The sequence below is a fragment of the Hyphococcus flavus genome (assembly GCF_028748065.1).
In the GTDB taxonomy this organism is placed as follows: domain Bacteria; phylum Pseudomonadota; class Alphaproteobacteria; order Caulobacterales; family Parvularculaceae; genus Hyphococcus; species Hyphococcus flavus.
In genome coordinates this window covers 2,222,891-2,244,571 of sequence record NZ_CP118166.1, presented here as the reverse complement: position 1 = coordinate 2,244,571, position 21,681 = coordinate 2,222,891, and the positions used below count along the sequence as shown (strand labels likewise).

The following is a 21,681-nucleotide window of genomic DNA, read 5'->3' as shown; positions in this document are numbered from 1 at the left end:
AAAGGAGCGGGCAGCACATTATCTGTGTCTGGTCGAACCTGGAGAAACTAATGACTGAAATCGCTGTATTTGCCGCCGGTTGTTTCTGGGGCGTTGAACAGACTTTCCGCGATACAAAAGGCGTGACTGAAACAGAAGTCGGCTACACGGGCGGCCACAAGGAATCGCCGACTTACGAACAAGTCTGCCGTAAAAGCACCGGTCACGCAGAAGCTGTGAGAGTGACCTATGATCCCGGCACAATAAGCTATGATGAATTACTTGATGTTTTTTGGAACTGCCACAACCCCACTCAGGTGAATCGGCAAGGGCCAGACATTGGCGATCAGTACCGAACCGCAGTTTTCACGTTGAATGACCAACAACAAAAGGCGGCAGTCGCTTCCCGCGAAAACCTATCCGCATCGGGGCAATTTGATAAACCTATAGCTACTGTCATCGAACCATTGGGAACATGGTGGAAGGCTGAAGAATACCACCAACAATACTTTGAAAAAAACGGCGGCGGCGCCTGTCACATACCAAGCTAAGCGTCCGCTCTCCTGCCGACAGCGATCCAGTCCCACGGAGACGCCGCTTTCAAGGTTCTAGGGGCATCAGCGATTGTCTCACGCCAAGGGTAAGGAACGCGGCTGACAACAACATCGCAAAGGCCTATTCGAGACAGGAATTCATCAATTTCGTCTTTTAGAAAATGTTTGGTCGGCACACCGCCCATATTAATTATACCACCGGGTAACGACACCACTTCATCTTCAACCCAACCTGCAACTTCTGCTATTGGGAATAATGCAGAACCAACCTGATAGACCCGCATCACGGCCTCAAGCGAGGGAACAACAAAGACGCCATGGCCACCCTCTTCAATACTAGCAACAACATTGCGGGCGATACGCTCACGTATATTTCCCTGATTGCCGATCAGCACATTGACACAAAAGGCAACATGGCAGGGAAAACGTTTTCCGCACCTGCTTATATCGACCACTTCATAGCTGACATTACCCGCTGTGGGTTGCGACTTGGCGTTCGCAACCAGTTTTGATGAAAAATCAACGCCGATGACTGTTTTGAAATGAGGCGCCAGAAGGCGCGTCACAGCTCCTGCGCCGCACCCAAAGTCGGTCGCAATTTTGTGGGCGCCTCCTAATCGTTTCGCCGTCGCCTCGATAACGCCGTCAGTATCGCATTCAGTAATTTGAAGAACGCGAGATGCAAAATCATCTGCAAGCGCATTCCAGTCCTTTGCAGCCATAGGCGTATTGTATCATGCTTCGCACACGCGCCTAGTGCGCAACAGGCGGGCTTAACGCTTCACCCAGGACGCCACATCACGCCAAACCTTTTCGCTTTGTAAATCACGGAATAATAGATGCCACCCTTGGGGATAGCGTCGAAATGTAACATCACCTGACAACCGCATGGCGGTTTTTTCCATAGCGTTGAGAGGAATTATCTCATCCTTTTCGCCCATGAGGTATAAGACCCTGGCATCAATTTTCTTAGCCTCGCTGTAAGCAGATCCCATAACCCGCGTTACGCCGACAACCGCATCAAGTCGCGTTTCCTTGATCATTAAGGGGTCAGCAGCCATTTCTCGCAAAATTGGGATATTATCCGTGGCTTGACGATCTGCGCGTTCGCCTGTGAGTGTTTTGCCGGGTGTAAAGGTAGCAGCCACATTCGCCGCCAAACGGTAAGGAGCAGGTACATTCCACACACCGGGGGCAGCCAGGATCAGCCCCTCTGCATCAAGAGAGCTTTCGGCGCTGGCGGCAATAATGACACCAGCCCCCATGGAATGACCCATCGCATAAAGGGGAACCTTTGGATGCTTTCTCCGCGCGGCCGCGAGTGCTGCACGCAAGTCTGCAATCAAAGTCTCCTCACCAGGCCAATGACCGAAGTTTGGCGAGCGGCCAAAACCACGCTGATCAATTGCATAAGTGGAAATGTTATGATTTGCCGCCCACCATGCCGCCGGCCCATTGAATGCATAAGAGTAGTCATTCATGCCGTGCAGAGCCACAATGATCGCGGTCGGATTTTCCGCTTCCCAACGTTGAAGGCCAAGCCGCGCACCGTCAATTGAGATAAATATGTCATCTTCAAATGAGGGCGTAACGCTTGCGGATGGGGCCTCTGGAAATGACACACAAGCCGATAGTAAAAACGCCAACAATAGCTGGATAAAGGAATGAATGGAAAACATCGAATTTTGATTCTGCATTGAGATAGTTTAGCTGGGGGTTACCTTCATGTCATCGCACAATCTGATGCAGCTAATGCTTCCTCTGCCTTTCTAAGCCATCGGCGGCGTTCTCGATTCGCCTTAATCACTGACGTCATCACCAATTGGTCAACCACATTTTTATACTCTTCTGCCGCATATTCCTTTCGCATCATATCATCTTGTTCTTCCAAAGCGGCTATTGCCAGTCGAAACCATTCGGCCTGAAATTTTTCATCCAGCAACCTTATATATTGAAAACGTGTCTTGATGGGATCGTCGGCGAAAGCATCTTTTGGCTCTAACTTCAGAAGCCAGCGCTTTGCCGCTGCAAGCCCCCTCGCGGTTATGGTGTACAGTTTTTTTTGCTGTTCGCCGTTCGCGCCAACTCTGGATCTAATGAGGCCAGACGACTCCAGCCGGCGTAGCAAGGGATAAATCGCCCCGCTGCTGCCTGAGTACCGCCCTGCAGACGAGCTCTCAAACGCCAGACGCAACTGATGCCCGGTACAAGGCTGAACCTTCCACAAATGCGCCAACGCGACGTTCTCAAGATTCGTCAGGTCTCTTGCCATCACTCAACCTTTCGGCTTAACTAGTGCAATTCGCACTAGTTGCCAACATCATTTGAGGGCCAAATATTATGGTGCTTTTCCGGATCATCGCTGTAATTGGATGCACGTCGCTCGTCCCAGCGTGCGCTACGGCACAACACAACCAACCAAGCATGACTTCTGTTGCGCAGGCTGATGCGTTGCTCGAAAAAATACTTGATGCGGATGGCGGTCCGGGCGTCATGGCGGCGGTGATCAAGGATGACGCGCTTGTCTGGAGTGGAGCGGCCGGCATAGCCGACCTCGAACATAACATTCCCCTAGAGCACGATCACAAGTTACGAATTGGCAGCGTGTCAAAACCCATCACCGCTGTACTGACGCTGTTAATGGCTCAGGAAAGTGAGCTTGAGCTTGAAGCGGATATTCGAAACTACGTACCTGAATTCACTGAAAAGCAAGGCGTGGTGACTATCCACCAACTCGCATCCCATACGGCTGGGGTGCGTCACTATGATTTCTCCAACTTTTTCGAAGCCAATAATGTTGTTTATCATTCAAGTCTTACAGACGCGCTAAACACATTCAGTGAAGAACCACTTCTGGCAGCTCCAGGAGAGAAATTTATCTATTCGAGTCTCGGGTATAACCTGATAGGAGCTGCTATCGAAAGCGTAGCAGATGAGACATTTTCCAATGTCTTAAGCGCACAGCTAACATCTCCTCTAAATCTCGCTGGAACAACCGTTGATAATTCATTGGAGATAATTCCAAACCGCTCGGGCTTTTATACTGTCACGATGAAGAATCCGGTGTTTCCATGGATGAATGACAACGAAGTGATAAATACGATCATGCGCGACAGCTCTGACTATTACCCGTCAGGCGGCATATTATCGACGGCTGAAGACCTTGCCCGCTTCACATATTCTACGTTCAACAGCAATCTGCTCCACACTGAGTCTCGTGAAATGCTCGTGACGCCGGTTCGCCTTAACGATGGCTCGATAGCAGCCCTGCCAAGAGGTGACAAATCAGTGCCCTATGGCTTTGGATGGGAAATTCACGAGTCCAGCAACAATGAACCAAGGTATTATGCTCATGGAGGCGAAACCAATGGCGCTTACGCTTTCATTCGTTACTATCCGGATCAAAAGCTAGCTGTGGCGGCGATCGCCAATTATAACATGATGGGACGCGAGCCAGCTTTCTTTAAAGTCCTCGCCGCGGAGCTTCCTCAGATATTTTTGAAATAGCATCACCATCCATTCCGTGCACTTGCTCTTCGAGTTTCTTTAGCGCGGAACGAAAAAGCGCCGCTTCTTCATCTTCAAGCGCAGCCAATAGATTGTCTTCAAACTGCAGCGCCAACGACGCCACACGATCAAACAACGCTCGCCCCTCTTCCGACAAGGACAACATCGACAATCGCCGGTCATTTTCGTTCGGCGTTCTTTTTACCAGGCTTTTCTCTTCCAGGCTGGCCACCGCCCGGCTGACAGTCATCTTGTCCATCGGCGTCATTTTGACGACATCTCGGGATGCAAGGCGCGTCGCCTGCGCCACCACAGCCAGCACACGCCACTCTGGAATCGTGATGCTTTCATTTCGGTAAGCCTGCGCCAACCTGCCTGAAATTGCATGGCCTAGTGAAACAATGCGATATGGCGCGAAGTTTTCAAGAACGAGTTCCCGTTTTTTACCTGGCGGCGACTGACGCGATACGCATGCAACGGTCATGGGATTTCTTTATGCAGTTTCTTTCAACACGCCACGTCGAATCTGATCTTCTTCGATCGATTCGAATAACGCTTTAAAGTTTCCTTCGCCGAAGCCTTCATTGCCCTTGCGCTGAATAATTTCATAAAAAATCGGGCCGATCGCATCCTGCGTAAATATCTGAAGCAACAACCCCTGCCCTTCCGTTGGCGCGCCGTCGATAAGAATGTGGTTCTTCTTGAGGCGTTCAAGGTCCTCACCATGATCACCTACTCGCTCGCCCACTTTCTCATAATAAGTATCAGGTGTTGACTGAAACGGCAGATCGCGCTTGCGCAAAAGCTCAACGGTTTCATAGATATCGTCTGTACCGAGCGCAATATGTTGTATGCCCTCGCCGTTATAACGCTTAAGAAACTCCTCAATCTGCGATTTTTCATCCTGACTTTCATTGAGCGGGATACGGATTTTGCCGCAGGGGCTCGTCATCGCTTTTGAGACTAACCCAGTCAGCTTACCCTCAATGTCGAAATAACGAATTTCACGGAAATTGAAGATGTCTTCGTAATACGTCGCCCACTTGTCCATATTGCCGCGATGAAGGTTGTGGGTCAGGTGATCGATATAGGTGAGGCCCATGTCGTTTTTCTTGGGGTCCGTAAAGTCAATTGGTTTGAAATCGATGTCGTAAATTGACTGCGCGCCGTAGCGATCGACGAGATAGACGTTAAGTCCGCCGATGCCTTCTATGCCCGGAATGTTCAATTCCATAGGACCGGTTTTGGCCTCGATTGGCTTGGCGCCGCGCTTCACAGCTTCGTTGAAAGCGTGCTGCGCGTCTTTTACACGAAAAGCCATCGCATTCGCCCCAGCACCGTGTTGGCCCCGAAAGACTTCCGGCTGCCCGGACTGTTCGCGATTAAGCAGAAAATTGATGTCGCCCTGACGATAATGAATAACGTCTTTCGAACGGTGCTTGCCAACTGCGGTAAAGCCAAGACGCTCGAACAGATCGGCCAGCTCATCCGGATTGCCGCTTGTATATTCTACGAATTCGAAACCGTCGGTGCCAATGGGGTTTTCGAAAAGGTCAGCCATGTCTATGCCTCTTGGCGTTAGGGAAAATTTGCCGATGTTGTTTCTCTGGCGCGCTCTATCAAATCGAGGAGTTGCCTCATCTGAAACGCGCGCGTTAGTAACATATGTTACTAATTCGCGGCAACCACGGTTTAGAATAACTCTTTGGGAGATATAACCTGATGAAATTATTCGGTTATTGGCGTTCTAGCGCGACTTACCGGGTGCGGATCGCACTGGCGCTGAAAAATCTCGACTATCAGTATGCCCCTGTGAACCTCCTCAAAGGCGAGCAAAAAAGCGAGGCCTATCTTGCCCGCAACCCGCTGGGACTCGTTCCGGCGCTCGAAACGGACGAAGGCGCGGTGATGACACAGTCCCTGGCTATTATCGCGCATCTTGAAGAAACCTACCCTGAACCTTCACTCCTACCTAAGGGTGCGGCGGAGCGCGCCAACGCGCGGAGCATTGCGCTGACTCTCGCCAGCGAAGCCCAGCCCTTTATGAACCTCCGCATACAGCAATATCTGAAAAACGACGTTGGCCTTGATGACGCTGGCGTTAAAAAATGGCTCAACCAGTGGCCCGGCGGCGCCATGGCGGCGGTCGAAAAAAAACTGGCGCATACGGCAGGCGATTATTGCATCGGCGATGCGCCCGGTCTCGCCGATTGCTTTCTCGTACCGCAATTTTTCGGCGCGTCACGTTTCAGCGTCGATGTTTCAAGCTTCAAAAAAATGAAAGAGATTTACGACCGCTGCCAGCAACACCCGGCGTTCATAAAAGCGCACCCGGACAACCAGCAAGATGCAGTGAAAGGATCATAAATGAAGCCCCTCATCTTCTCCATTGGCGACAAGACGCCGAAGATTCACGAGACCGCCTTCATCGCGCCGGGCGTTGTCATCGCCGGCGATGTCGAGGTGCATGAAAACGCCTCCGTCTGGTACGGATCTGTGCTGCGCGGCGATTCCAATAAAATTGTTGTTGGCAAAGGATCGAACATACAGGACGGGACAGTCATTCATGTGGATGAGCCGCATCTCGGCGGCGTGCCGACCCTGATCGGCGAGAACGCGCTGATTGGGCACAAGTGCATGCTCCATGGCGCCACAGTAGAAGATGGCGGGTTTGTCGGCATGTGCGCGACGATGCTCGATGGCTCGATCGTCAAGACTGGCGCGATGCTCGCCGCCGGGGCGTTTCTGGCGCCGAAAAAAATCGTCCCCGCCGGCGAGATGTGGGCCGGCATGCCTGCGCGCAAATTCCGCGACCTCAAAGAAAACGAAGATAAATTCGCGCTGCTTGGATCGGCCCATTACGTCGAGGAAGCAAAGGCGCATCGCGAAGCCCTCGCAGCGCATGAAAGCGGCTAGAGGCTAAGCCGAGCTTTGATCGCCTCAACGATTTCAGGCGTTGCATCAACAGGTGTCCTGTCGAATGGTTCGGTTTTATCTTCAAACGGACGCACATCACCCCTAGCCTCGAGCTGATCGACAAACCAGGTAAGTTTTCGAGACAGCCCTTGAGGCCGCCATGCGTAAATTCCGGCGCGTGAGGCGAGTGCTTCACTCATCATATTATGAGAGTCGGCCGCGACTATCAGAACATCGGCATTCCCGAGAATATCAATATACGGATTACTTCCTTCGCCTTTCCATATATATAGCCTTTCGTGAGCAACCCTTTCCTCGAGCGCCTTTAAAAATTTTTCGGGCGTTCGGCGCGAAGGCGTTATGGCGATGCTTGCGAAGTCGTTCCCTGCTGAGTTCAGGTGCGCCGCCAATTCTAGGGCTTGTTTGTCTCCATACCGTGCGCCGCCAGAGGGCCCACCAAGAACGAACCCAAGCAGAGGTTTTGGCAAGGCGCCGATATTGGCGCTGGAGGGTTGCCTCGCGGCCATGATCTTTTCCGAAAGACCGTGTGGAGAAGTCAGCGTGGAAATCACATTGGGCCCTGTAAGCCGATCATGCGCCGGAGCCCACAAGACGTCAGCCGCGCCCCTACCAAACCGCGGATCCTTCATGATGACGATCCGGGTTCGCCCTGCGCTCGCGCGTTTCAAGGAAAGCGCATGAGGGACCGCACGCCGTCCCGAGGCAATCACGACAGCCGGGGGGGCGCCAGCCAACGGCCCCGAAGCCGCCATCGGCGCTTCCCTTGGATCCACCGGTCCCCAAGGCGACATCAGCGCCCAAGGCATCCGCGGGCTCACCACACGTTTTTCAAAATTAGAATTGAGGGCGTTTGCAATGGCCAGGCACTGGACATCATCACCGATCTTTCCATCGGTCAGGACCCAGAGGCCCCCGCGCCGATCGATCATGCCAAGCGGTGGAATAGAGGCGCTTTGCATCAGCGCAGCGCACCAAATGCAAGAGCACAAGCCCGAACACCATTGGCCGTAAATTGCTTATATAAAATGCATATTGCTAATATTGTCTCTATCATTGGTGTTTTATAGCTTTCCGATTAAGAGAAATGCTGCGATGCAATATTTTCTTGCGCTAAACTCGAATCTAGGCGCACAGTGTAGATCGATATGCGGTTTTGGGACTCAGTGGAAGGGTCCTTCTAATGCCAGCAAACCAAACCGCAGCCGATAACAAAATAGGAGCATCTCTCCAATGAGCGCAGACGCCATTCTCAAAAAAATTAAGAATGAGAGCATTAAATACGTCGACCTTCGTTTCACCGATCCTAAAGGCAAATGGCAGCACGTCACTTTTGATCAGTCCTTGGTTGATGAGGATTTCTTTTCTGAAGGCCAGATGTTCGACGGCTCATCAATTTCCGGATGGAAGGCCATTAATGAGTCTGACATGGTGCTGATGCCGGACCCTTCTACTGCTGTGCTCGACCCGTTTTTTGCTCAACCAACGCTCACCATTTTTTGTGACATTCTGGAACCCTCAACAGGTCAACCTTATGGGCGCGATCCGCGCACGACAGCAAAAGCTGCCGAGGCGTATCTGAAATCCTCAGGCGCCGGCGATACAGCCTTTTTCGGTCCCGAGGCGGAGTTTTTTGTTTTTGACGATGTACGTTGGTCAACTGAACAGCAAAATATGGGGTACGCGGTCGATTCCATCGAGGGCCCCTATAACAGTTCCACGGATTTCGAGGGTGGCAATCTCGCACACCGGCCGGGCCCGAAAGGCGGATACTTTCCCGTACCGCCAGTCGATAGTGGTCAGGACATGCGCACGGAAATGCTGTCGTTTATGACCGAAATGGGAATTGAACCGGAAAAGCATCATCACGAGGTCGCGCCATCGCAGCATGAACTCGGAATGAAATTCTCAACTCTTACGACAATGGCTGACCGCCTGCAGATTTATAAATATATCGTACATCAGGTTGCGGCTGGACACGGCAGAACGGCGACGTTTATGCCGAAGCCAATTTATGGCGACAATGGTTCTGGCATGCACGTCCACCAATCTATTTGGAAAGAGGGCCAACCACTTTTCGCCGGGGACAGATACGCAGATCTCTCTGAAACGTGCCTTTATTATATAGGCGGCATCATCAAGCACGCACGCGCCATCAATGCCTTCGCGAATGCGACCACCAATAGCTATAAACGTCTTGTGCCTGGGTTCGAAGCGCCGGTGCTTCTCGCTTATTCCGCGCGAAATCGCTCCGCCTCCGTTCGAATTCCCTGGGTTGGGTCACCAAAAGGCAAACGAATCGAGACACGTTTCCCTGACGCGTCAGGCAATCCTTATCTTACCTTCTCAGCGTTGCTGATGGCTGGCCTCGATGGAATCGAAAACAAGATTCATCCTGGCGATCCAATGGACAAGGACCTTTATGATCTCCCGGCTGAAGAGCTCAAAGACATTCCGACTGTTTGCGCATCCTTGCGGGAATCCATGTCTGCTCTCGATCGCGACCGCGAATTCCTGAAAAAGGGCAACGTGTTCAACGACGATCAGATCGACGCTTACATCGATCTGAAAATGGCGGAAGTTACAACATTCGAAACGACGCCGCACCCGGTTGAGTTTGCAATGTATTACTCAGTCTAATCGTTCTCCCATAGAGCTAAAAAGCCGGGCTGATTAGCCCGGCTTTTTTATTAGCCTTAGTCCGAATGTTAACCAATTCGCGCTCCAATCCGGCATGAGTAACATTATCAAGGCCGGTGAAGCACCTTCAATGTTTAGGCAGTTAGTCCGATATTGCCTTGTGGGCGTCATTAACACCTTCGTTGGCCTGAGTATTATCTATGTGGCCATGGGCGTCTTTCTCCTAGCGCCAGCGCTTTCCAATATGATCGGTTTTGCCGTAGGTATTTTGGTCAGCTACACCCTCAACAGACGATGGACCTTTAGCAGTAACGCACCTCTCAGCCGCAGCATGACCATTTTCGGGCTTGTCTGCCTTACCGGATATATACTCAATTTAAGCGCTGTTTTGACCGCCATCCATATTGGTGGCGTTAACCCGTACCTAGCACAATTATTCGGGATTTCGGTTTATACGGTCTCCGTTTTTCTCGGCAGCCGTCAGTTGGCGTTCAGGCGATAAATCGAACGTGATCTGATTTCACTTGGCAATTTCACCATTTCGTGAGTAAAGAAGATCTCCAGTTTGAGGCATGTCGCCTTCTAGCGCCTTTAACGGATCTTCTCAGGTGGTCGAAGATATAAAGCACTACGGCATTTTTCGTGTCGATCTCGTGAAGTCTGTCTTAAACGTAGTCCATGCTGAAATCGCCAATCACTGCATGAAGATTATCGATGACAGCGATGCGTACACAACTTATTTTTCTCCCGCACTAAACAAGAAGTTTATGGAAGATTTCCCTAATCGGGATCGGTTTGAAAATGCTCTTTCTCGCGCGGGGGATGAATTTGTCGCCAAAACCCAACGAATCCATTTCGCAAGAGGCGGCGGACACAAGCTCAACTATTGGTGCAGCGTCTACCGGGAGGGCGATTTTCATGACTCCCATATTCACCGGCGGTCCCTCATTTCAGGCACTTATTACCCGCAAACGGGTGATGATAGTGCAGCAATTACGTTTGAAGCACCCTATACTGGCCTGACCATGCATGACTCGCTCGACAACAGCGCACTTGGATTTGAATTTAAACCAAGGTCGGGTGATTGCTTGATGTGGCCGTCCTGGCTACCTCATCGCGTGACACGTCAAGAAAAATCAAATGTGCCCCGCGTCGCGATTTCTTTTAATATCGACTACAAATATGAGCCCATATAATCAACATTTGCACCCGATTGCATTTCTCTTACACTTACAATGCAGCGGACGACTTTCTCGCTCGCACTGCAGAACCATCAAGTGGTTTGCCCACAGCTTGAGCGAATTTTTCGTGGTATAATGGGTGTTCAGTTTCCATCAACCTATCCCACCATGTGAAATACAGGCCATAGTTCCAGCCTGCCTGCGAATGGTGTAGGTCATGATGAGTGACAGATGTCATCCAATCGAACAAAGGTCTCCCGTCACGCCGGCTTGGAAAAATTTCATAGCCACAGTGACCAATCGCGTTTCTCAGCATCATATGGGCAAGAAAGATCGCCAACGCTATCGGTGAAACAGGTATGATTATAAGCGCGATGGTGACGAATATTGCATTCAATGCCGCCTCGCCAATATCAAATGAATAAGCCGTCCATGGGGTCGGCGCGAATGATTTATGATGTGTTTTGTGAAAGCTTCGAAAAAGCCTCAGGTCATGAATAAGGCGGTGGGTCCAGTAAAACCAAGCATCATGTAAGACGATAAGCGCTGCTATCGAAAACCCAAAATACCACCAGCCGCGTTCAGCCGAGTCCAGATATAACTGTGTAAGACCATTTTCCTTAGCCGCGATCGTAAAAAGCGCAACTGTTGAAAAAACCGCAACCGTTCGAGTTGAGTACAAAAACTCCCGCCGCATTTGCGCACGGCTTGGGTGCGTGTTGGGCCTGATTTTTCGCCCCCGAAGCTTTGCCGCCAGCATCAGGTTGATGACAAGAAACACCCCGCCTGCCCCGGCTAGATATCGGATAAAATCTTGTTTGAATACGCGAACCCAAGTCTGCGCCGTCTCAACCAACATCGCACCAGTAGAACCTTCGATGAACGTATTTAATGAAATAGGGTCGGGCATTGCTCACTCCATGGTTTTCAAAACCTATGGGCGCGATCCCTTCTGCTTTCTCGTCAAAACCAGAAAATATGCGGCTTTTTTAAAAATGCTCAGTGATTTTCAAAATCGCCTATCCTTCATTCAGGGACTTTTTCCGAAATTCTGAGGGTGTGAGCCCGGTCGCTTCCTTAAAAGCCCGATTAAACGGCGTGATGGACGCGTACCCAAGCTCATGGGCTAGTTGCAGTATCTGACGCCGAGCCTGCGCAGGATCGGCTAGAGCCGTCTTGGCGGCATCAATCCTGTATTCATTCAAGTAAGCTGAAAAATTTCGGAAGCCGAGCACGCCGTTGATCAGCTTCCGAAGCTGGTGCTCCGGAACCTCTACTTTTTCAGCCAGGAGGGAGACGCTCAGACCTTCCTGACGCCAAATCTCTTCTCTCATCAGCGCTGTAAGCTTTTCATAGGCTGTCTGGTCCGCTGCTGGCACAAATGATCGAGTATTAGCAGCCTCTGCTTCACCTCTTTGAAGACCGTCAAGCACCTCGTTTCTCGCTGCAAGCAGCCAGGCGCCGAAGCCTAGGGTAATCAAGGTGATTATAGTCGCGTGGACGAGTGATAATTGTGGCGTCAGAACTAAGTCAGCATTTGTCGTTTCCACGTATACAATTGCGAGGCCAACAATTGACACAAGAATAGCGAAAATTACCCGGAAACGGCGACGCCCCTCTATTAGATCATCTTGCGCGTATCTTAATGCCGTAAAAATCGCGTGCCCATACATGAACAATATAACAGCTCTCCATATTACAAATGAGATTGCTGAAAACAGGCTGGTTGGCTCGGCCAAATAGTAAGCCGCCAGAAAAATTATCCGCGCCGCCAATGGAATAAATAACGGCCACCGCCAGACGAAGTTGTCATCGAAGAGTGTAAGAAAAAACCACCAGAACGCGATTGGCCCAAACATCGCCAGCACGATAAGCGCTGGCATGACTGGTTCTAGCGCCCCATTCAACGCTGGAAGCGATACAAGGATATAAGCGCCCGTACTCACCGCCAACGAGGCGCCCAGAATGCGTCGCCAATTGAGCGAAAACTTGGAGATAAAAGCCGCAGCGACGAGCAAAGACATGCCGGCGCCGGCGCCTCGAACAAGTATATCAGTCATGAGCATACTGGATTCCATAAAGGGACCGCATAGCTGCGGGTCCGGTTCTGTCAACGCATGCTGGTTTGAGAGCAGCGAAAATTTTGGTTTGACAAGCCGGATAATTTATGTAACCTATAAGTTACATATGAGTGATGATCGGGATATGGACGCCGTTTTTCAGGCGCTTGCGAATGAAAGCCGCCGGCGCATGCTCGATATCGTCAAGGAAGAACCAGGTATCGGGGTCGGTGCCTTGGCCTCTGATTTTGACGTGAGCCGTATCGCCGTCATGAAACATCTGAGCGTTCTGGAGGAGGCGAATTTGATTGTTTCCGAAAAGGATGGCCGCACCCGAAAGCTCTATTTCAATGCTGCGCCAATTCAGATGATCCATGACCGCTGGACCAGCGAGTACAGCGCCTACTGGGCCGGACAGCTCACAAGAATCAAATATCTCGCCGAAACACGCGGCAGCGATAATCAACCTCGCAAAAATAAGAAAGGCTAATGGATCATGAGTGAAATGAGATATGCGGAAAAAGAAATCTATCGCGTGTTTATAGCCGCGCCAATAGATACCGTTTGGTCGGAACTCGTCAACACGACCAAGCCACGCCCGTTCTTCTGGAACGGGAACTGGGACACGCCTGATTTCGCACCTGGCAATCCCTATCGGGTATCCGCCAATAACGGTAAAGCCGTTCCTGTCATCGGCCGCATACTTGAGATGGAGCCGCCAAATAAACTGGTCACCTCCTTTCGATTAACTAACCTGCCTGATCCAGCTTCACGCGTCACTTATCTTTTAGAAGAAAAAGATAGCGGTACGGACTTTCAACTTATCACAGAAAACGTTCTCGCCGGCTCAAAGAGCGAAAAATCCATGGCGGATGGTTCGAAGTTCATCGTCGAGAATTTCAAGTCCTATGTTGAAACTGGAAAGGTTACCTTTGGCGCGCAGATGATGCTCGCGATGTTTTCCCTAATGGCACCAATCACGCCAAAATCCATGAGCGTTGAAAACTGGCCATACGACAAAGCCGAGTAAGAAAAGGAAAAACCCATGGCGAAATCACCTGAAGAAATGGCGAACGCGATGATCGCCAACATGAAAGAAAAGACGGGAAAAACGCTGGATCAATGGCTGACCGTTGCGAAAAAGTCCGGCCAGGAAAAACACGGACAAGTCGTAAAATTTCTAAAATCCGAACATGGTTTGACCCATGGTTTTGCAAACCTGGTTGCACATAAATTTTTGCAAAGCGATGCCGCAAGCGCTGAAGGCGGTGATGACGCCCTCGTCGCCGCTCAATACGCAGGTCCGAAATCGGATCTTAAACCAATCTATGAAGCACTCATAAAAGCCGTTAGGGCATTTGGCAAAGACGTCGAGATAGCACCTAAAAAAACTTACGTCAGCATACGGCGAAACAAGCAGTTCGCCCTCATCCAGCCATCGACGAAAACCCGCGTCGATCTTGGTATTAATCTCAAAAGCGAAACCGCCAAAGGGCGCCTTGAAAAGTCAGGCAGCTTTAACGCGATGGTCAGTCACCGCGTTCGGCTCGAAAGTCCGAGTGACGTCAATAAGGACGTCAAAGCCTGGCTGAAAAAAGCGTACGCTGAAGCGTAACTCGAAAAGCACAATTCTATAACGACAAGGGAGGGATACATGTCTGAAAAACTAAACTCAAAACTGCCGGTCTGGTTCTGGGTAGTCGCAGGTTTTGCGCTCGTCTGGAACATTATTGGCGTCGGTTCTTATATTAGCACTGTGACAATGAGCGAAGAAACGCTTGCCGCCATGCCCGAAGCAGAGCGTGCGTTGATGGAGGGCTTTCCCTCTTGGGCGTTGTCAGCGTTCGCCATCGCAGTATTCGCGGGGGTTGCGGGCTGTGTGTTACTACTGCTACGCAAACAGTTAGCAACGCCCGTGTTCGGCCTTTCACTTGCAGCCATCGTTGTGCAAATGGGATGGTGGGTGTTTCTTGCCGGCTCGCTTGCGGTCTATGGGATCGGGGCCGCTTTCATGCCGGCGCTCGTCACCATTGTTGCAGCATTTCTTCTTTGGTTTTCTATGAGTTCAAGCAGCAAGGGCTGGCTCAACTGAGACAACTGTTGAAGGCGCTCTTGGCCTGAGCGCCTTCTCATCAAACTTTTTTTGTGGCCTCGCAAGCTTCCCACTTCTTACAATCAAGTTTTCCCCAGCCTTTGCGAGATACCTGGAACCGGTTACATCAACAGGCAATGTAGCAACTGTTCTCAAACGATATGGCTTTCCGCGTCTTCATTTTGATTTTCATAGCTGGCGTATATTCAGCCGTACCAGCGAAAGCATATGAACAAAAAGCGTGTTCAGGAAATTATGTGCCAGAGGGGCTGAGAGGTCATGGCTCCATTACATTTACAAAGGGAACACCTGTTGGCTGGACTGTTGTCGATTATCGCGACAGCAACAATGAAAACTGTACGCTTGTCGTCTGCAGGTACGGTGTAATTCCCGACCCACAGAGTGAAGACCTAGACTTTTTTGAAGTTAACGGCGAAATGCATAAGCTCATCAGCGGCAATGTTGTCGTTCGCCCGGAAGGTTTTACAGTAACGCCGCGACGCGCACGACGGCTGAGGTTTTTCTCTACGCCATCGGCTTTTCCTGCCGCAAAAACGCCCTCGCTTTATCAGGTCAATCTCTGGCGTAAAAACAAAATGGCGAATCATGCGTCCATGTCGCCGAGTGAGTATCTACGTCACCTTAAAGCACAAAATGAGACTTGCGTCAGACTGCCTATAGAGGAATAAACCAGTTCACTGGAAACACAGGAAGATATTGAGAGTACATGGCTAAACGTGGAGGCAAAAACGGTTCTGGCGGAGATGATGATCTTTTCGGCGACTACACCGCCAAGGACATTGAGGTTCTTGAGGGCCTTGAGCCGGTGCGCAAGCGCCCAGGCATGTATATCGGCGGCACCGACGAAAAGGCCCTGCACCATCTCTTCGCCGAAGTCCTCGACAACGCCATGGACGAGGCGGTCGCCGGCCATGCGAACCGCATAGAAGTCGAGCTCCACGACGACGGCTATCTGCAGGTTACTGACAACGGCCGCGGCATCCCAGTCGACCCGCACCCAAAATTCAAGGGGAAATCCGCGCTAGAAGTCATCATGACGACCCTGCACTCGGGAGGGAAGTTCGAGGGCAAAGCGTACGTCACTTCAGGCGGCCTTCACGGTGTCGGCGTATCAGTCGTCAACGCCCTCGCCCACGACCTGATTGTCGAGGTCTGCCGAGGGCGAACCATGTTTCGTCAGACCTATGCCGAAGGGAAGCCGCGCACGAAGCTCGAAAAAGTCGGCTCGGCGCCGAACAAGCGCGGTACGAGTGTCATGTTCCTGCCCGATCCGAAAATTTTCGGGCCAACCGCAAAATTCAAACCGGCGCGGCTTTTCAAAATGGCCCGCTCGAAAGCCTATCTTTTTGGCGGTGTCGAAATCCGCTGGAGATGCGCGCCGGAACTCATCAAGGACCAGACGCCGCCTGAAGCGTCTTTTCATTTCGAAAGAGGGCTTACGGATTATCTGCAAACGCTTGCAGGTTCGAAGCCAACTGTCACCGAAGATATTTTTGCTGGCAAGGTCGAACGCAAGGATGAAGGCGGCCACGGCAACCTCGAATGGGCCGTGCTCTGGGGCGCAGCCGGTTTTGGCGATGCCGACGGTTTCGTTAATTCCTATTGCAACACCGTACCCACGCCCGAAGGCGGCACTCACGAAGCGGGCCTGCGAGCAGCGCTCACTAAAGGCGTCAAAGCCTATGCTGAGATCGCCGGCGTCAAACGCGCGGCCAATGTCACCGCCGAAGACGTTCTGGGAACTGCTGGCGCCCTCCTTTCTGTTTTTGTTCGCAACCCGGAATTTCAAGGACAAACGAAAGACAAACTCGCCACGGCCGAGGCGCAGCGGATCGTCGAAAACACTGTACGCCCAGCATTTGACCACTGGCTCGCCTCCAATCCCAAACAGGCGGGCGCCCTTGTTGACTGGGTTGCGGACCGCGCGGAAGAGCGCCAGCGCCGCCGCAAAGAAAAGGAAGTCTCCCGCCAACAGGCGACGCGCAAACTTCGCCTTCCCGGCAAGCTCGCCGACTGTTCTCAAAAAGATCGTACGGGTACGGAAATCTTTCTGGTCGAGGGCGATAGCGCTGGCGGCTCGGCAAAACAGGCACGCAATCGCGCAACGCAGGCGATCCTTCCCTTACGCGGCAAAATCCTTAACGTCGCGAGCGCAGGCCGCGACAAGATCCTCGCCAACCAGGAAATCGCCGACATGACACAGGCGCTGGGCGCAGGACTTGGCGCGAAATTCGACATCGAAGCCTTACGCTATGAAAAAGTCATCATCATGACCGACGCCGACGTGGACGGCGCCCATATCGCTGCGCTGCTAATCACTTTCTTTCATCAGGAAATGCCGGAGCTCATTCGTTCCGGACGTCTTTACCTTGCTCAACCTCCATTGTTTCGTCTCACCGCAAAAGATAAATCCGTATACGCGATGTCTGAGGAGGAGCGCGACAAGCTTCTTAAAACTGAGTTCAAGGCCAATCAGAAGGTCGATGTCGGCCGCTTCAAGGGCCTTGGCGAAATGATGCCGGCGCAGCTTAAAGAGACCACAATGAACCCGGCAACCCGCGCGCTTGCCCGCGTCGTCATCGCGGAGGACAAGGAAACGACAAGCGCCGATCTCGTCACCCGCCTCATGGGCAAAAAGGCCGAAAGCCGATTCCAGTTCATCCAGGAAAACGCCGCCTTTGTGAAAGACGCGCTGGACATATAAAACCTTTTGACTCAAAGGGGGTCTCATGCGTTTAAGCCTACCGTCACTCTTGCTTTTTACGTTTCTTCTAGCTGGCGCGGCGTGGAGTATCTCCATAGCGGTCCATGAATTGATAGGTCATGGCGGTCATTGCGCGATCGATATAACCTGCACATGGCGATACGCCGACGCCATGTATTTCGACGGCGATTACGGATCACATGCTGTAAGCAAATGGCAGATTGCTTCAGGCTCTTTAGTACAAATCGCGCTTTCCTTCTTGGCCATGCTTATTCTCTGGCTGGCGCCGCCACGGGGCTTTGCGCCTTATGTGTTTTTATGGTCGCTTTTAGGCGCAGGTTTTATTCAATCCGGCGCCTATATCGCTTTTGGTCAATTTATACATCCTGGAATGGATTGGGCGCGGCTGGTGAACGTTGCCGGAGGAGGATGGCAGCCAAAATCCTTGGCGATAACGGGCGGCATCTTGCTAGTTATTGCGGGCGTTCTCGCTTGCCGGCGTTTGATGCCGCGTGTTGAAACGGAAAATAGCGCCATAACCGGATTGCCTGTTGTGATGACTGCATATCTGGGATTTAGCGTCACTGCTGTCGCCGCCGCCTTTTTCGTGCCTTCTGACGACCGGTTGTTCATGCTTTTTGGCGGTATTGGCAGCGGCGCGCTGTTCATGTTCTGGTTTTTGTTTGCGGCTCTACCCAAAGGCGGGCCGACACGGGTCTTGCGCAATTCCACCTCGGGCATAGCCATTCTTATGCCGGTAATTATCATAGCTGCTTATGTCGTACTCCTTGGGCGAGGCATTCACTTCTAAAACACCATCGCCGCTACTATATCGATCAGATGACTATCGCTGCGATCATCCTTCTCCTCGCCGCCCTCGCGATTGGCGCGCATCTATTGTTGCAACGCCGCCGCCGCGCACGTCTCCTCGCTGCGCCATTGTCGGCGGCGAACAAGGCGATCCTCGTCAAGCGCGTGCCGCTTTACGAGAAACTCCCCGAAAATTTGCGCCCGCGCCTTGAGGGTCTCGTCAACCGCTTCCTCGACGAGGTGACGTTTTATGGCGCCAAGGGCGTCGAGATCACCGATGACATTCGCGTCACCATCGCCGCGCAGGCGTCTTTTCTTATCGTCAACAAACCAAACCGCTGGTTCCATACGCTGCGCACCATTCACATTTACCCGGCGGCGTTCAAAAGCAAACTTACCGAAATCAAGGACCACGTTCATTCCGAACGCGACCAGGCCCGCACCGGCGAAAGCTGGGCGAAAGGCCCGGTCATCCTCGCCTGGGACCACGCTGCGTTCGGCGCCGTCGCCCCCCATGACGGCCACAACGTCGTCATGCACGAATTCGCCCATCAGCTTGATGAACAGACCGGCGCCACTGACGGCTCGCCGCTTCTCGACGCGGATCACAGCGCATCGCGCTGGGCCCGTGTCTTTCAGGACGCCTACGAACGATTGCGCGAGCATGCATCGTTCGGCCGCGAAACCGTCATGGACTATTACGGCGCCACAAACCCGGCGGAGTTCTTCGCCGTCGTCACCGAAGTCTTTTTCGAACGGCCGCGCGCGCTGCGCGCCGAAGAACCTGCGCTCTACGCTGAACTTGTACAATACTACCGGCTCGACCCAGCGGCGTGGCGTTGATTGTCTAGCCTCCTTTTCTCTGGCTCGTGTTTCACGATTCCCCACGCTTCAAGCGTGGGGTCTACACCCTGACTACTGTTCATCTGCGTCATTCCGACCTCCGAGCCGAAATCCATAAATCAAGGCAATTGCAATGGATCCCGGATCAAGTCGGGATGACGAATACGGCAAATTATAAGGAATAATCGAAACATGGGGACGAAATTTAATACATTAAATTTCATCCCCCACCCGTCAGTAGGCCTTATACTCTCGCCGCCCGGTCGCGGTTTGTTAATAACGATCCCTCCAGTACGGAGTAACTGGCGCATCAGCTCTATAACGCCACATATTCAGGACGTACCATTCTTCAAAAGCATCCCAATACTCGTTCCATGTTTCAAGATCACGGTCGTAATCCGCCACAGCTGATTGAAAATCAGCATAACATGTAAACATACGCTGATATTCTTTCCGTGTAGGAGAATCATTTGATACAAAAATCTGCGGCAAACGAAGGTTGATTTTTTCATCTCGCGATGGATGTTCAGGAGGACCTGCAAAAGGCGGCAGAGGGTAATCGTATTCCCAACCTTTTCTGATATCGATCAGGACATCTTCCTCTTCATTCAACAGAAGGTTATTTGGCCAAATAAGTTCTGCAATATTCTCGACTTGCACATGACTAGGCGTTCCATAGGGAAACAGATAAGCCTTTTGTGCTATGGCAACTGCCGCAAGCCCGATGATAAAAGTAAGCTGCGCAATAGTTTCTACGCGGTTCAATTCTCTTATCAAAAATACGCGAGCCAGCCATACCGCCGCGCATAGCCCAATCGTTACAGCAATCCATTGATACAATGAAGCATTGTTGAACCAGCCTGATATCCAGATAATGGCGTATTCGCATTCCACGGTGACGACCGTGGTATACATCAGCATGATCCAGTAACTGAGCCCAAAACCAAGAAGAAAAATCGTGAATGGCGAAACAGCGATGTTGCGATGCGAACGCTGACTACGATTACTATCCAACACTTGCCGTTTTTGAATCCCCATTGCCCCTCCTGATATGAAATATAGTGCCTTATTGAGAGGGTACAATATTGTTGCATTTTTACCCCTTGCCTTTCTCCCCGCTTTCAACTATCCCGCGCATCCTCTCTGCCATGAGACAGAGAGGCCAAAGGAGCAATGGATGAAACAGCGCAAACAGCATCGGCTAAACGCGATCTGACTGCGCCGCCTTTCTTTCAGATAGGCGGGGCGAAATTTTCGCCGACCGCCGCTTGAAATAAAAATCTGAAAGAAAGAAATCCCATGACTTTCCACAAAGTTTCGGGGCCCCGGGCGTTTACGCCTGTCACCGCTTTGGCGCGACGCGAAGCGGGCGGCCCCTATGGCTGGCTGACGCCTTATATCGGCTTTATCGCCGGGCATAATGATGACATCGCCGCGCGCGTATTGCACCTGCGCCGGACGGAACTGCATTTCATCGCGCTGTGCCTATCGCTGATGGGTGTAAAGCGCGATGACGCCGATCATCTCGCTGCATTCTCGTGCGGGCTGGGGCGGCGCACGCGTAAATCACTGCTCTCCGAGTTTGCACCTGAAGCGGAACCAAACCTTGCCCGTTTGTCTGGCAAACTTGCCGGCTATGTTTGGCGGGCTGCAAGCTACCAAAGGCTTGCGGCGCTCTACGCTGAACCACATGCGCGGAAGACGCTTTGTCACCTGCCCCACATCACACGCTGGCATCTAATTATGATGCTGCGCTTGCCAGAACCTTATCGGAAGTTAGGCATTCTAAGGAAGATCAAACGGCGTCGTGATCTGTCATGCGTATTGTTTGGTCTTGAAATTGTAAGGCGCGTGCGAACTGATTTGAACGATCGGCAAATTATCGCGTCGCTTGAAAAGTCCGATGTTGGTTATGTTCGTGATTGGGTGGAGGCGCATTATGAACGCCTCCCTTTTCCGCAAGCCCCTACAGGGGCTTTGACAGATGGGAACGGCGGCGTCTTGCGCCCCGTCGCTACAGGAGGCGAATTAATCCGCACCGCGCGTGAGTATGATAATTGTATCGATACTTACATTTGGGAGGCGGCATCAGGCGCTAGCGTATTTTATCGTTACGATGCTGAAGTCCAGCGGATCGCTGTTGCGGAACTGAAACGCTTACCGGGCGTCGGGTGGGCGGTGAATGATCTGCTGGCGCCAAAGAATAAGCCGGTCAATGGCGTTTTGCGTAAACATATCCTTATGCTGTTCAAAAATGCAGGCATTCTGGCGGCGCCGCAAGTGACCGGATCGTTTTCCAGATTCAATCTCGACTTTTAAATTAGGCGCGCCATGCGGGAAAGGCGCGTCTATTTCA

At 51.8% G+C, this 21,681-nt stretch carries 25 protein-coding genes; 16 read left to right on the top strand and 9 right to left on the bottom strand.

Going from position 1 to position 21,681, the window contains the following annotated elements:
* The first annotated feature begins 50 nt into the window (after window positions 1-50).
* The gene (gene msrA / locus PUV54_RS10740) at window positions 51-530 is read left to right on the top strand and encodes a peptide-methionine (S)-S-oxide reductase MsrA (RefSeq protein WP_274492236.1); all 480 of its coding nucleotides are present in this window, start codon (window positions 51-53) and stop codon (window positions 528-530) included.
* Here msrA and PUV54_RS10735 read toward each other — a convergent pair.
* The 3 genes from PUV54_RS10735 to PUV54_RS10725 are packed head-to-tail and all read right to left on the bottom strand — an operon-like array spanning window position 527 to window position 2,805.
* The gene (locus PUV54_RS10735) at window positions 527-1,255 is read right to left on the bottom strand and encodes a class I SAM-dependent methyltransferase (RefSeq protein ID WP_274492235.1); all 729 of its coding nucleotides are present in this window, start codon (window positions 1,253-1,255) and stop codon (window positions 527-529) included. The two genes, msrA and PUV54_RS10735, sit on opposite strands and share 4 nt — an antisense overlap.
* Window positions 1,256-1,306: 51 nt before the next feature.
* Window positions 1,307-2,230 carry an alpha/beta fold hydrolase gene (locus PUV54_RS10730; RefSeq protein WP_274492234.1) on the bottom strand — a complete coding sequence of 308 codons (924 nt, stop codon included), beginning with the start codon at window positions 2,228-2,230 and terminating at the stop codon, window positions 1,307-1,309.
* A gap of 26 nt (window positions 2,231-2,256) precedes the next feature.
* Window positions 2,257-2,805, bottom strand: a complete 549-nt coding sequence (locus tag PUV54_RS10725) for a PadR family transcriptional regulator (protein WP_274492233.1) — start codon at window positions 2,803-2,805, stop codon at window positions 2,257-2,259.
* Between the two features lie 152 nt (window positions 2,806-2,957).
* Between PUV54_RS10725 and PUV54_RS10720 the strand changes: the two genes are divergently transcribed.
* The gene (locus tag PUV54_RS10720; RefSeq protein WP_274492232.1) at window positions 2,958-4,040 is read left to right on the top strand and encodes a serine hydrolase domain-containing protein; all 1,083 of its coding nucleotides are present in this window, start codon (window positions 2,958-2,960) and stop codon (window positions 4,038-4,040) included.
* Here the strand turns inward: PUV54_RS10720 and PUV54_RS10715 are convergent.
* Both PUV54_RS10715 and hppD read right to left on the bottom strand, forming a co-directional pair.
* Window positions 3,997-4,524, bottom strand: a complete 528-nt coding sequence (locus PUV54_RS10715; RefSeq protein WP_274492231.1) for a MarR family winged helix-turn-helix transcriptional regulator — start codon at window positions 4,522-4,524, stop codon at window positions 3,997-3,999. The genes PUV54_RS10720 and PUV54_RS10715 overlap by 44 nt on opposite strands.
* A gap of 9 nt (window positions 4,525-4,533) precedes the next feature.
* On the bottom strand, window positions 4,534-5,601 hold the full coding sequence (gene hppD, locus PUV54_RS10710; RefSeq protein WP_274492230.1) for a 4-hydroxyphenylpyruvate dioxygenase: 1,068 nt from the start codon (window positions 5,599-5,601) through the stop codon (window positions 4,534-4,536).
* A gap of 161 nt (window positions 5,602-5,762) precedes the next feature.
* Here hppD and maiA point away from each other — a divergent pair, with 161 nt between their 5' ends.
* Complete coding sequence (maiA, locus tag PUV54_RS10705) at window positions 5,763-6,407, top strand: maleylacetoacetate isomerase (protein WP_274492229.1); 645 nt, start codon at window positions 5,763-5,765, stop codon at window positions 6,405-6,407.
* Complete coding sequence (locus PUV54_RS10700) at window positions 6,408-6,956, top strand: gamma carbonic anhydrase family protein (RefSeq protein ID WP_274492228.1); 549 nt, start codon at window positions 6,408-6,410, stop codon at window positions 6,954-6,956.
* Here PUV54_RS10700 and PUV54_RS10695 read toward each other — a convergent pair.
* On the bottom strand, window positions 6,953-7,936 hold the full coding sequence (locus tag PUV54_RS10695; RefSeq protein WP_274492227.1) for a mitochondrial fission ELM1 family protein: 984 nt from the start codon (window positions 7,934-7,936) through the stop codon (window positions 6,953-6,955). The genes PUV54_RS10700 and PUV54_RS10695 overlap by 4 nt on opposite strands.
* Window positions 7,937-8,207: 271 nt before the next feature.
* On the opposite strand from PUV54_RS10695, the gene glnA reads away from it, so the two are divergent.
* The 3 genes from glnA (at window position 8,208) to PUV54_RS10680 (ending at window position 10,810) form a co-directional block, all read left to right on the top strand.
* Window positions 8,208-9,614: a type I glutamate--ammonia ligase gene (gene glnA / locus PUV54_RS10690; protein ID WP_274492226.1), complete on the top strand. Its 1,407-nt coding sequence runs from the start codon at window positions 8,208-8,210 to the stop codon at window positions 9,612-9,614.
* Window positions 9,615-9,708: 94 nt separating this feature from the next.
* Window positions 9,709-10,116, top strand: coding sequence for a GtrA family protein (locus PUV54_RS10685; protein ID WP_274492225.1), 408 nt, complete (start codon window positions 9,709-9,711; stop codon window positions 10,114-10,116).
* Between the two features lie 106 nt (window positions 10,117-10,222).
* Entirely contained in the window at window positions 10,223-10,810 is a 588-nt protein-coding gene (locus tag PUV54_RS10680) for a TIGR02466 family protein (protein ID WP_274492224.1), read from the top strand.
* A 34-nt stretch (window positions 10,811-10,844) separates the two neighbouring features.
* Here the strand turns inward: PUV54_RS10680 and PUV54_RS10675 are convergent, their stop codons facing one another.
* Together PUV54_RS10675 and PUV54_RS10670 are read right to left on the bottom strand one after the other, a co-directional pair.
* The gene (locus PUV54_RS10675; RefSeq protein ID WP_274492223.1) at window positions 10,845-11,705 is read right to left on the bottom strand and encodes a sterol desaturase family protein; all 861 of its coding nucleotides are present in this window, start codon (window positions 11,703-11,705) and stop codon (window positions 10,845-10,847) included.
* 109 nt (window positions 11,706-11,814) lie between these two features.
* A complete protein-coding gene (locus PUV54_RS10670) occupies window positions 11,815-12,855 on the bottom strand; it encodes a helix-turn-helix domain-containing protein (RefSeq protein ID WP_274492222.1) in 1,041 nt (346 codons plus the stop codon).
* Here PUV54_RS10670 and PUV54_RS16615 point away from each other — a divergent pair.
* The 8 genes from PUV54_RS16615 to PUV54_RS10630 all read left to right on the top strand — a co-directional run bounded on the left by PUV54_RS16615 (window position 12,761) and on the right by PUV54_RS10630 (window position 19,325).
* Complete coding sequence (locus PUV54_RS16615) at window positions 12,761-13,345, top strand: ArsR/SmtB family transcription factor (RefSeq protein WP_337999176.1); 585 nt, start codon at window positions 12,761-12,763, stop codon at window positions 13,343-13,345. The genes PUV54_RS10670 and PUV54_RS16615 overlap by 95 nt on opposite strands.
* 6 nt (window positions 13,346-13,351) lie before the next feature.
* Window positions 13,352-13,885, top strand: coding sequence for an SRPBCC domain-containing protein (locus tag PUV54_RS10660; RefSeq protein ID WP_274492221.1), 534 nt, complete (start codon window positions 13,352-13,354; stop codon window positions 13,883-13,885).
* 15 nt (window positions 13,886-13,900) lie between these two features.
* Window positions 13,901-14,470, top strand: a complete 570-nt coding sequence (locus PUV54_RS10655) for a DUF4287 domain-containing protein (RefSeq protein ID WP_274492220.1) — start codon at window positions 13,901-13,903, stop codon at window positions 14,468-14,470.
* Between the two features lie 39 nt (window positions 14,471-14,509).
* Window positions 14,510-14,947: a hypothetical protein gene (locus PUV54_RS10650; RefSeq protein ID WP_274492219.1), complete on the top strand. Its 438-nt coding sequence runs from the start codon at window positions 14,510-14,512 to the stop codon at window positions 14,945-14,947.
* A 161-nt stretch (window positions 14,948-15,108) separates the two neighbouring features.
* A complete protein-coding gene (locus PUV54_RS10645) occupies window positions 15,109-15,636 on the top strand; it encodes a hypothetical protein (protein WP_274492218.1) in 528 nt (175 codons plus the stop codon).
* A 38-nt stretch (window positions 15,637-15,674) separates the two neighbouring features.
* Window positions 15,675-17,672 (top strand): DNA topoisomerase IV subunit B, encoded by a 1,998-nt coding sequence (parE, locus tag PUV54_RS10640; protein WP_274492217.1) that lies wholly within the window; start codon window positions 15,675-15,677, stop codon window positions 17,670-17,672.
* 25 nt (window positions 17,673-17,697) lie between these two features.
* Complete coding sequence (locus tag PUV54_RS10635) at window positions 17,698-18,483, top strand: hypothetical protein (protein ID WP_274492216.1); 786 nt, start codon at window positions 17,698-17,700, stop codon at window positions 18,481-18,483.
* A gap of 29 nt (window positions 18,484-18,512) precedes the next feature.
* Complete coding sequence (locus tag PUV54_RS10630) at window positions 18,513-19,325, top strand: M90 family metallopeptidase (RefSeq protein WP_274492215.1); 813 nt, start codon at window positions 18,513-18,515, stop codon at window positions 19,323-19,325.
* 273 nt (window positions 19,326-19,598) lie between these two features.
* Here PUV54_RS10630 and PUV54_RS10625 read toward each other — a convergent pair whose 3' ends face one another.
* Window positions 19,599-20,363 (bottom strand): hypothetical protein, encoded by a 765-nt coding sequence (locus PUV54_RS10625; protein ID WP_274492214.1) that lies wholly within the window; start codon window positions 20,361-20,363, stop codon window positions 19,599-19,601.
* Between the two features lie 261 nt (window positions 20,364-20,624).
* On the opposite strand from PUV54_RS10625, the gene PUV54_RS10620 reads away from it, so the two are divergent.
* The gene (locus PUV54_RS10620; RefSeq protein WP_274492213.1) at window positions 20,625-21,644 is read left to right on the top strand and encodes a hypothetical protein; all 1,020 of its coding nucleotides are present in this window, start codon (window positions 20,625-20,627) and stop codon (window positions 21,642-21,644) included.
* Window positions 21,645-21,681: the final 37 nt, after the last annotated feature.

Coding starts and splice junctions, on each gene's coding strand:
- PUV54_RS10670 (WP_274492222.1), bottom strand. CDS start 12,855: ATGACTGATATACTTGTTCGAGGCGCCGGCGCCGGCATGTCTTTGCTC.
- PUV54_RS10730 (WP_274492234.1), bottom strand. CDS start 2,230: ATGCAGAATCAAAATTCGATGTTTTCCATTCATTCCTTTATCCAGCTA.
- PUV54_RS16615 (WP_337999176.1), top strand. CDS start 12,761: ATGCGTCGCCAATTGAGCGAAAACTTGGAGATAAAAGCCGCAGCGACG.
- PUV54_RS10715 (WP_274492231.1), bottom strand. CDS start 4,524: ATGACCGTTGCATGCGTATCGCGTCAGTCGCCGCCAGGTAAAAAACGG.
- maiA (WP_274492229.1), top strand. CDS start 5,763: ATGAAATTATTCGGTTATTGGCGTTCTAGCGCGACTTACCGGGTGCGG.
- PUV54_RS10725 (WP_274492233.1), bottom strand. CDS start 2,805: ATGGCAAGAGACCTGACGAATCTTGAGAACGTCGCGTTGGCGCATTTG.
- PUV54_RS10625 (WP_274492214.1), bottom strand. CDS start 20,363: ATGGGGATTCAAAAACGGCAAGTGTTGGATAGTAATCGTAGTCAGCGT.
- PUV54_RS10645 (WP_274492218.1), top strand. CDS start 15,109: ATGGCTTTCCGCGTCTTCATTTTGATTTTCATAGCTGGCGTATATTCA.
- PUV54_RS10700 (WP_274492228.1), top strand. CDS start 6,408: ATGAAGCCCCTCATCTTCTCCATTGGCGACAAGACGCCGAAGATTCAC.
- PUV54_RS10655 (WP_274492220.1), top strand. CDS start 13,901: ATGGCGAAATCACCTGAAGAAATGGCGAACGCGATGATCGCCAACATG.
- PUV54_RS10660 (WP_274492221.1), top strand. CDS start 13,352: ATGAGTGAAATGAGATATGCGGAAAAAGAAATCTATCGCGTGTTTATA.
- PUV54_RS10675 (WP_274492223.1), bottom strand. CDS start 11,705: ATGCCCGACCCTATTTCATTAAATACGTTCATCGAAGGTTCTACTGGT.
- glnA (WP_274492226.1), top strand. CDS start 8,208: ATGAGCGCAGACGCCATTCTCAAAAAAATTAAGAATGAGAGCATTAAA.
- PUV54_RS10685 (WP_274492225.1), top strand. CDS start 9,709: ATGAGTAACATTATCAAGGCCGGTGAAGCACCTTCAATGTTTAGGCAG.
- PUV54_RS10735 (WP_274492235.1), bottom strand. CDS start 1,255: ATGGCTGCAAAGGACTGGAATGCGCTTGCAGATGATTTTGCATCTCGC.
- parE (WP_274492217.1), top strand. CDS start 15,675: ATGGCTAAACGTGGAGGCAAAAACGGTTCTGGCGGAGATGATGATCTT.
- PUV54_RS10650 (WP_274492219.1), top strand. CDS start 14,510: ATGTCTGAAAAACTAAACTCAAAACTGCCGGTCTGGTTCTGGGTAGTC.
- PUV54_RS10720 (WP_274492232.1), top strand. CDS start 2,958: ATGACTTCTGTTGCGCAGGCTGATGCGTTGCTCGAAAAAATACTTGAT.
- PUV54_RS10635 (WP_274492216.1), top strand. CDS start 17,698: ATGCGTTTAAGCCTACCGTCACTCTTGCTTTTTACGTTTCTTCTAGCT.
- msrA (WP_274492236.1), top strand. CDS start 51: ATGACTGAAATCGCTGTATTTGCCGCCGGTTGTTTCTGGGGCGTTGAA.
- hppD (WP_274492230.1), bottom strand. CDS start 5,601: ATGGCTGACCTTTTCGAAAACCCCATTGGCACCGACGGTTTCGAATTC.
- PUV54_RS10695 (WP_274492227.1), bottom strand. CDS start 7,936: ATGCAAAGCGCCTCTATTCCACCGCTTGGCATGATCGATCGGCGCGGG.
- PUV54_RS10630 (WP_274492215.1), top strand. CDS start 18,513: ATGACTATCGCTGCGATCATCCTTCTCCTCGCCGCCCTCGCGATTGGC.
- PUV54_RS10620 (WP_274492213.1), top strand. CDS start 20,625: ATGACTTTCCACAAAGTTTCGGGGCCCCGGGCGTTTACGCCTGTCACC.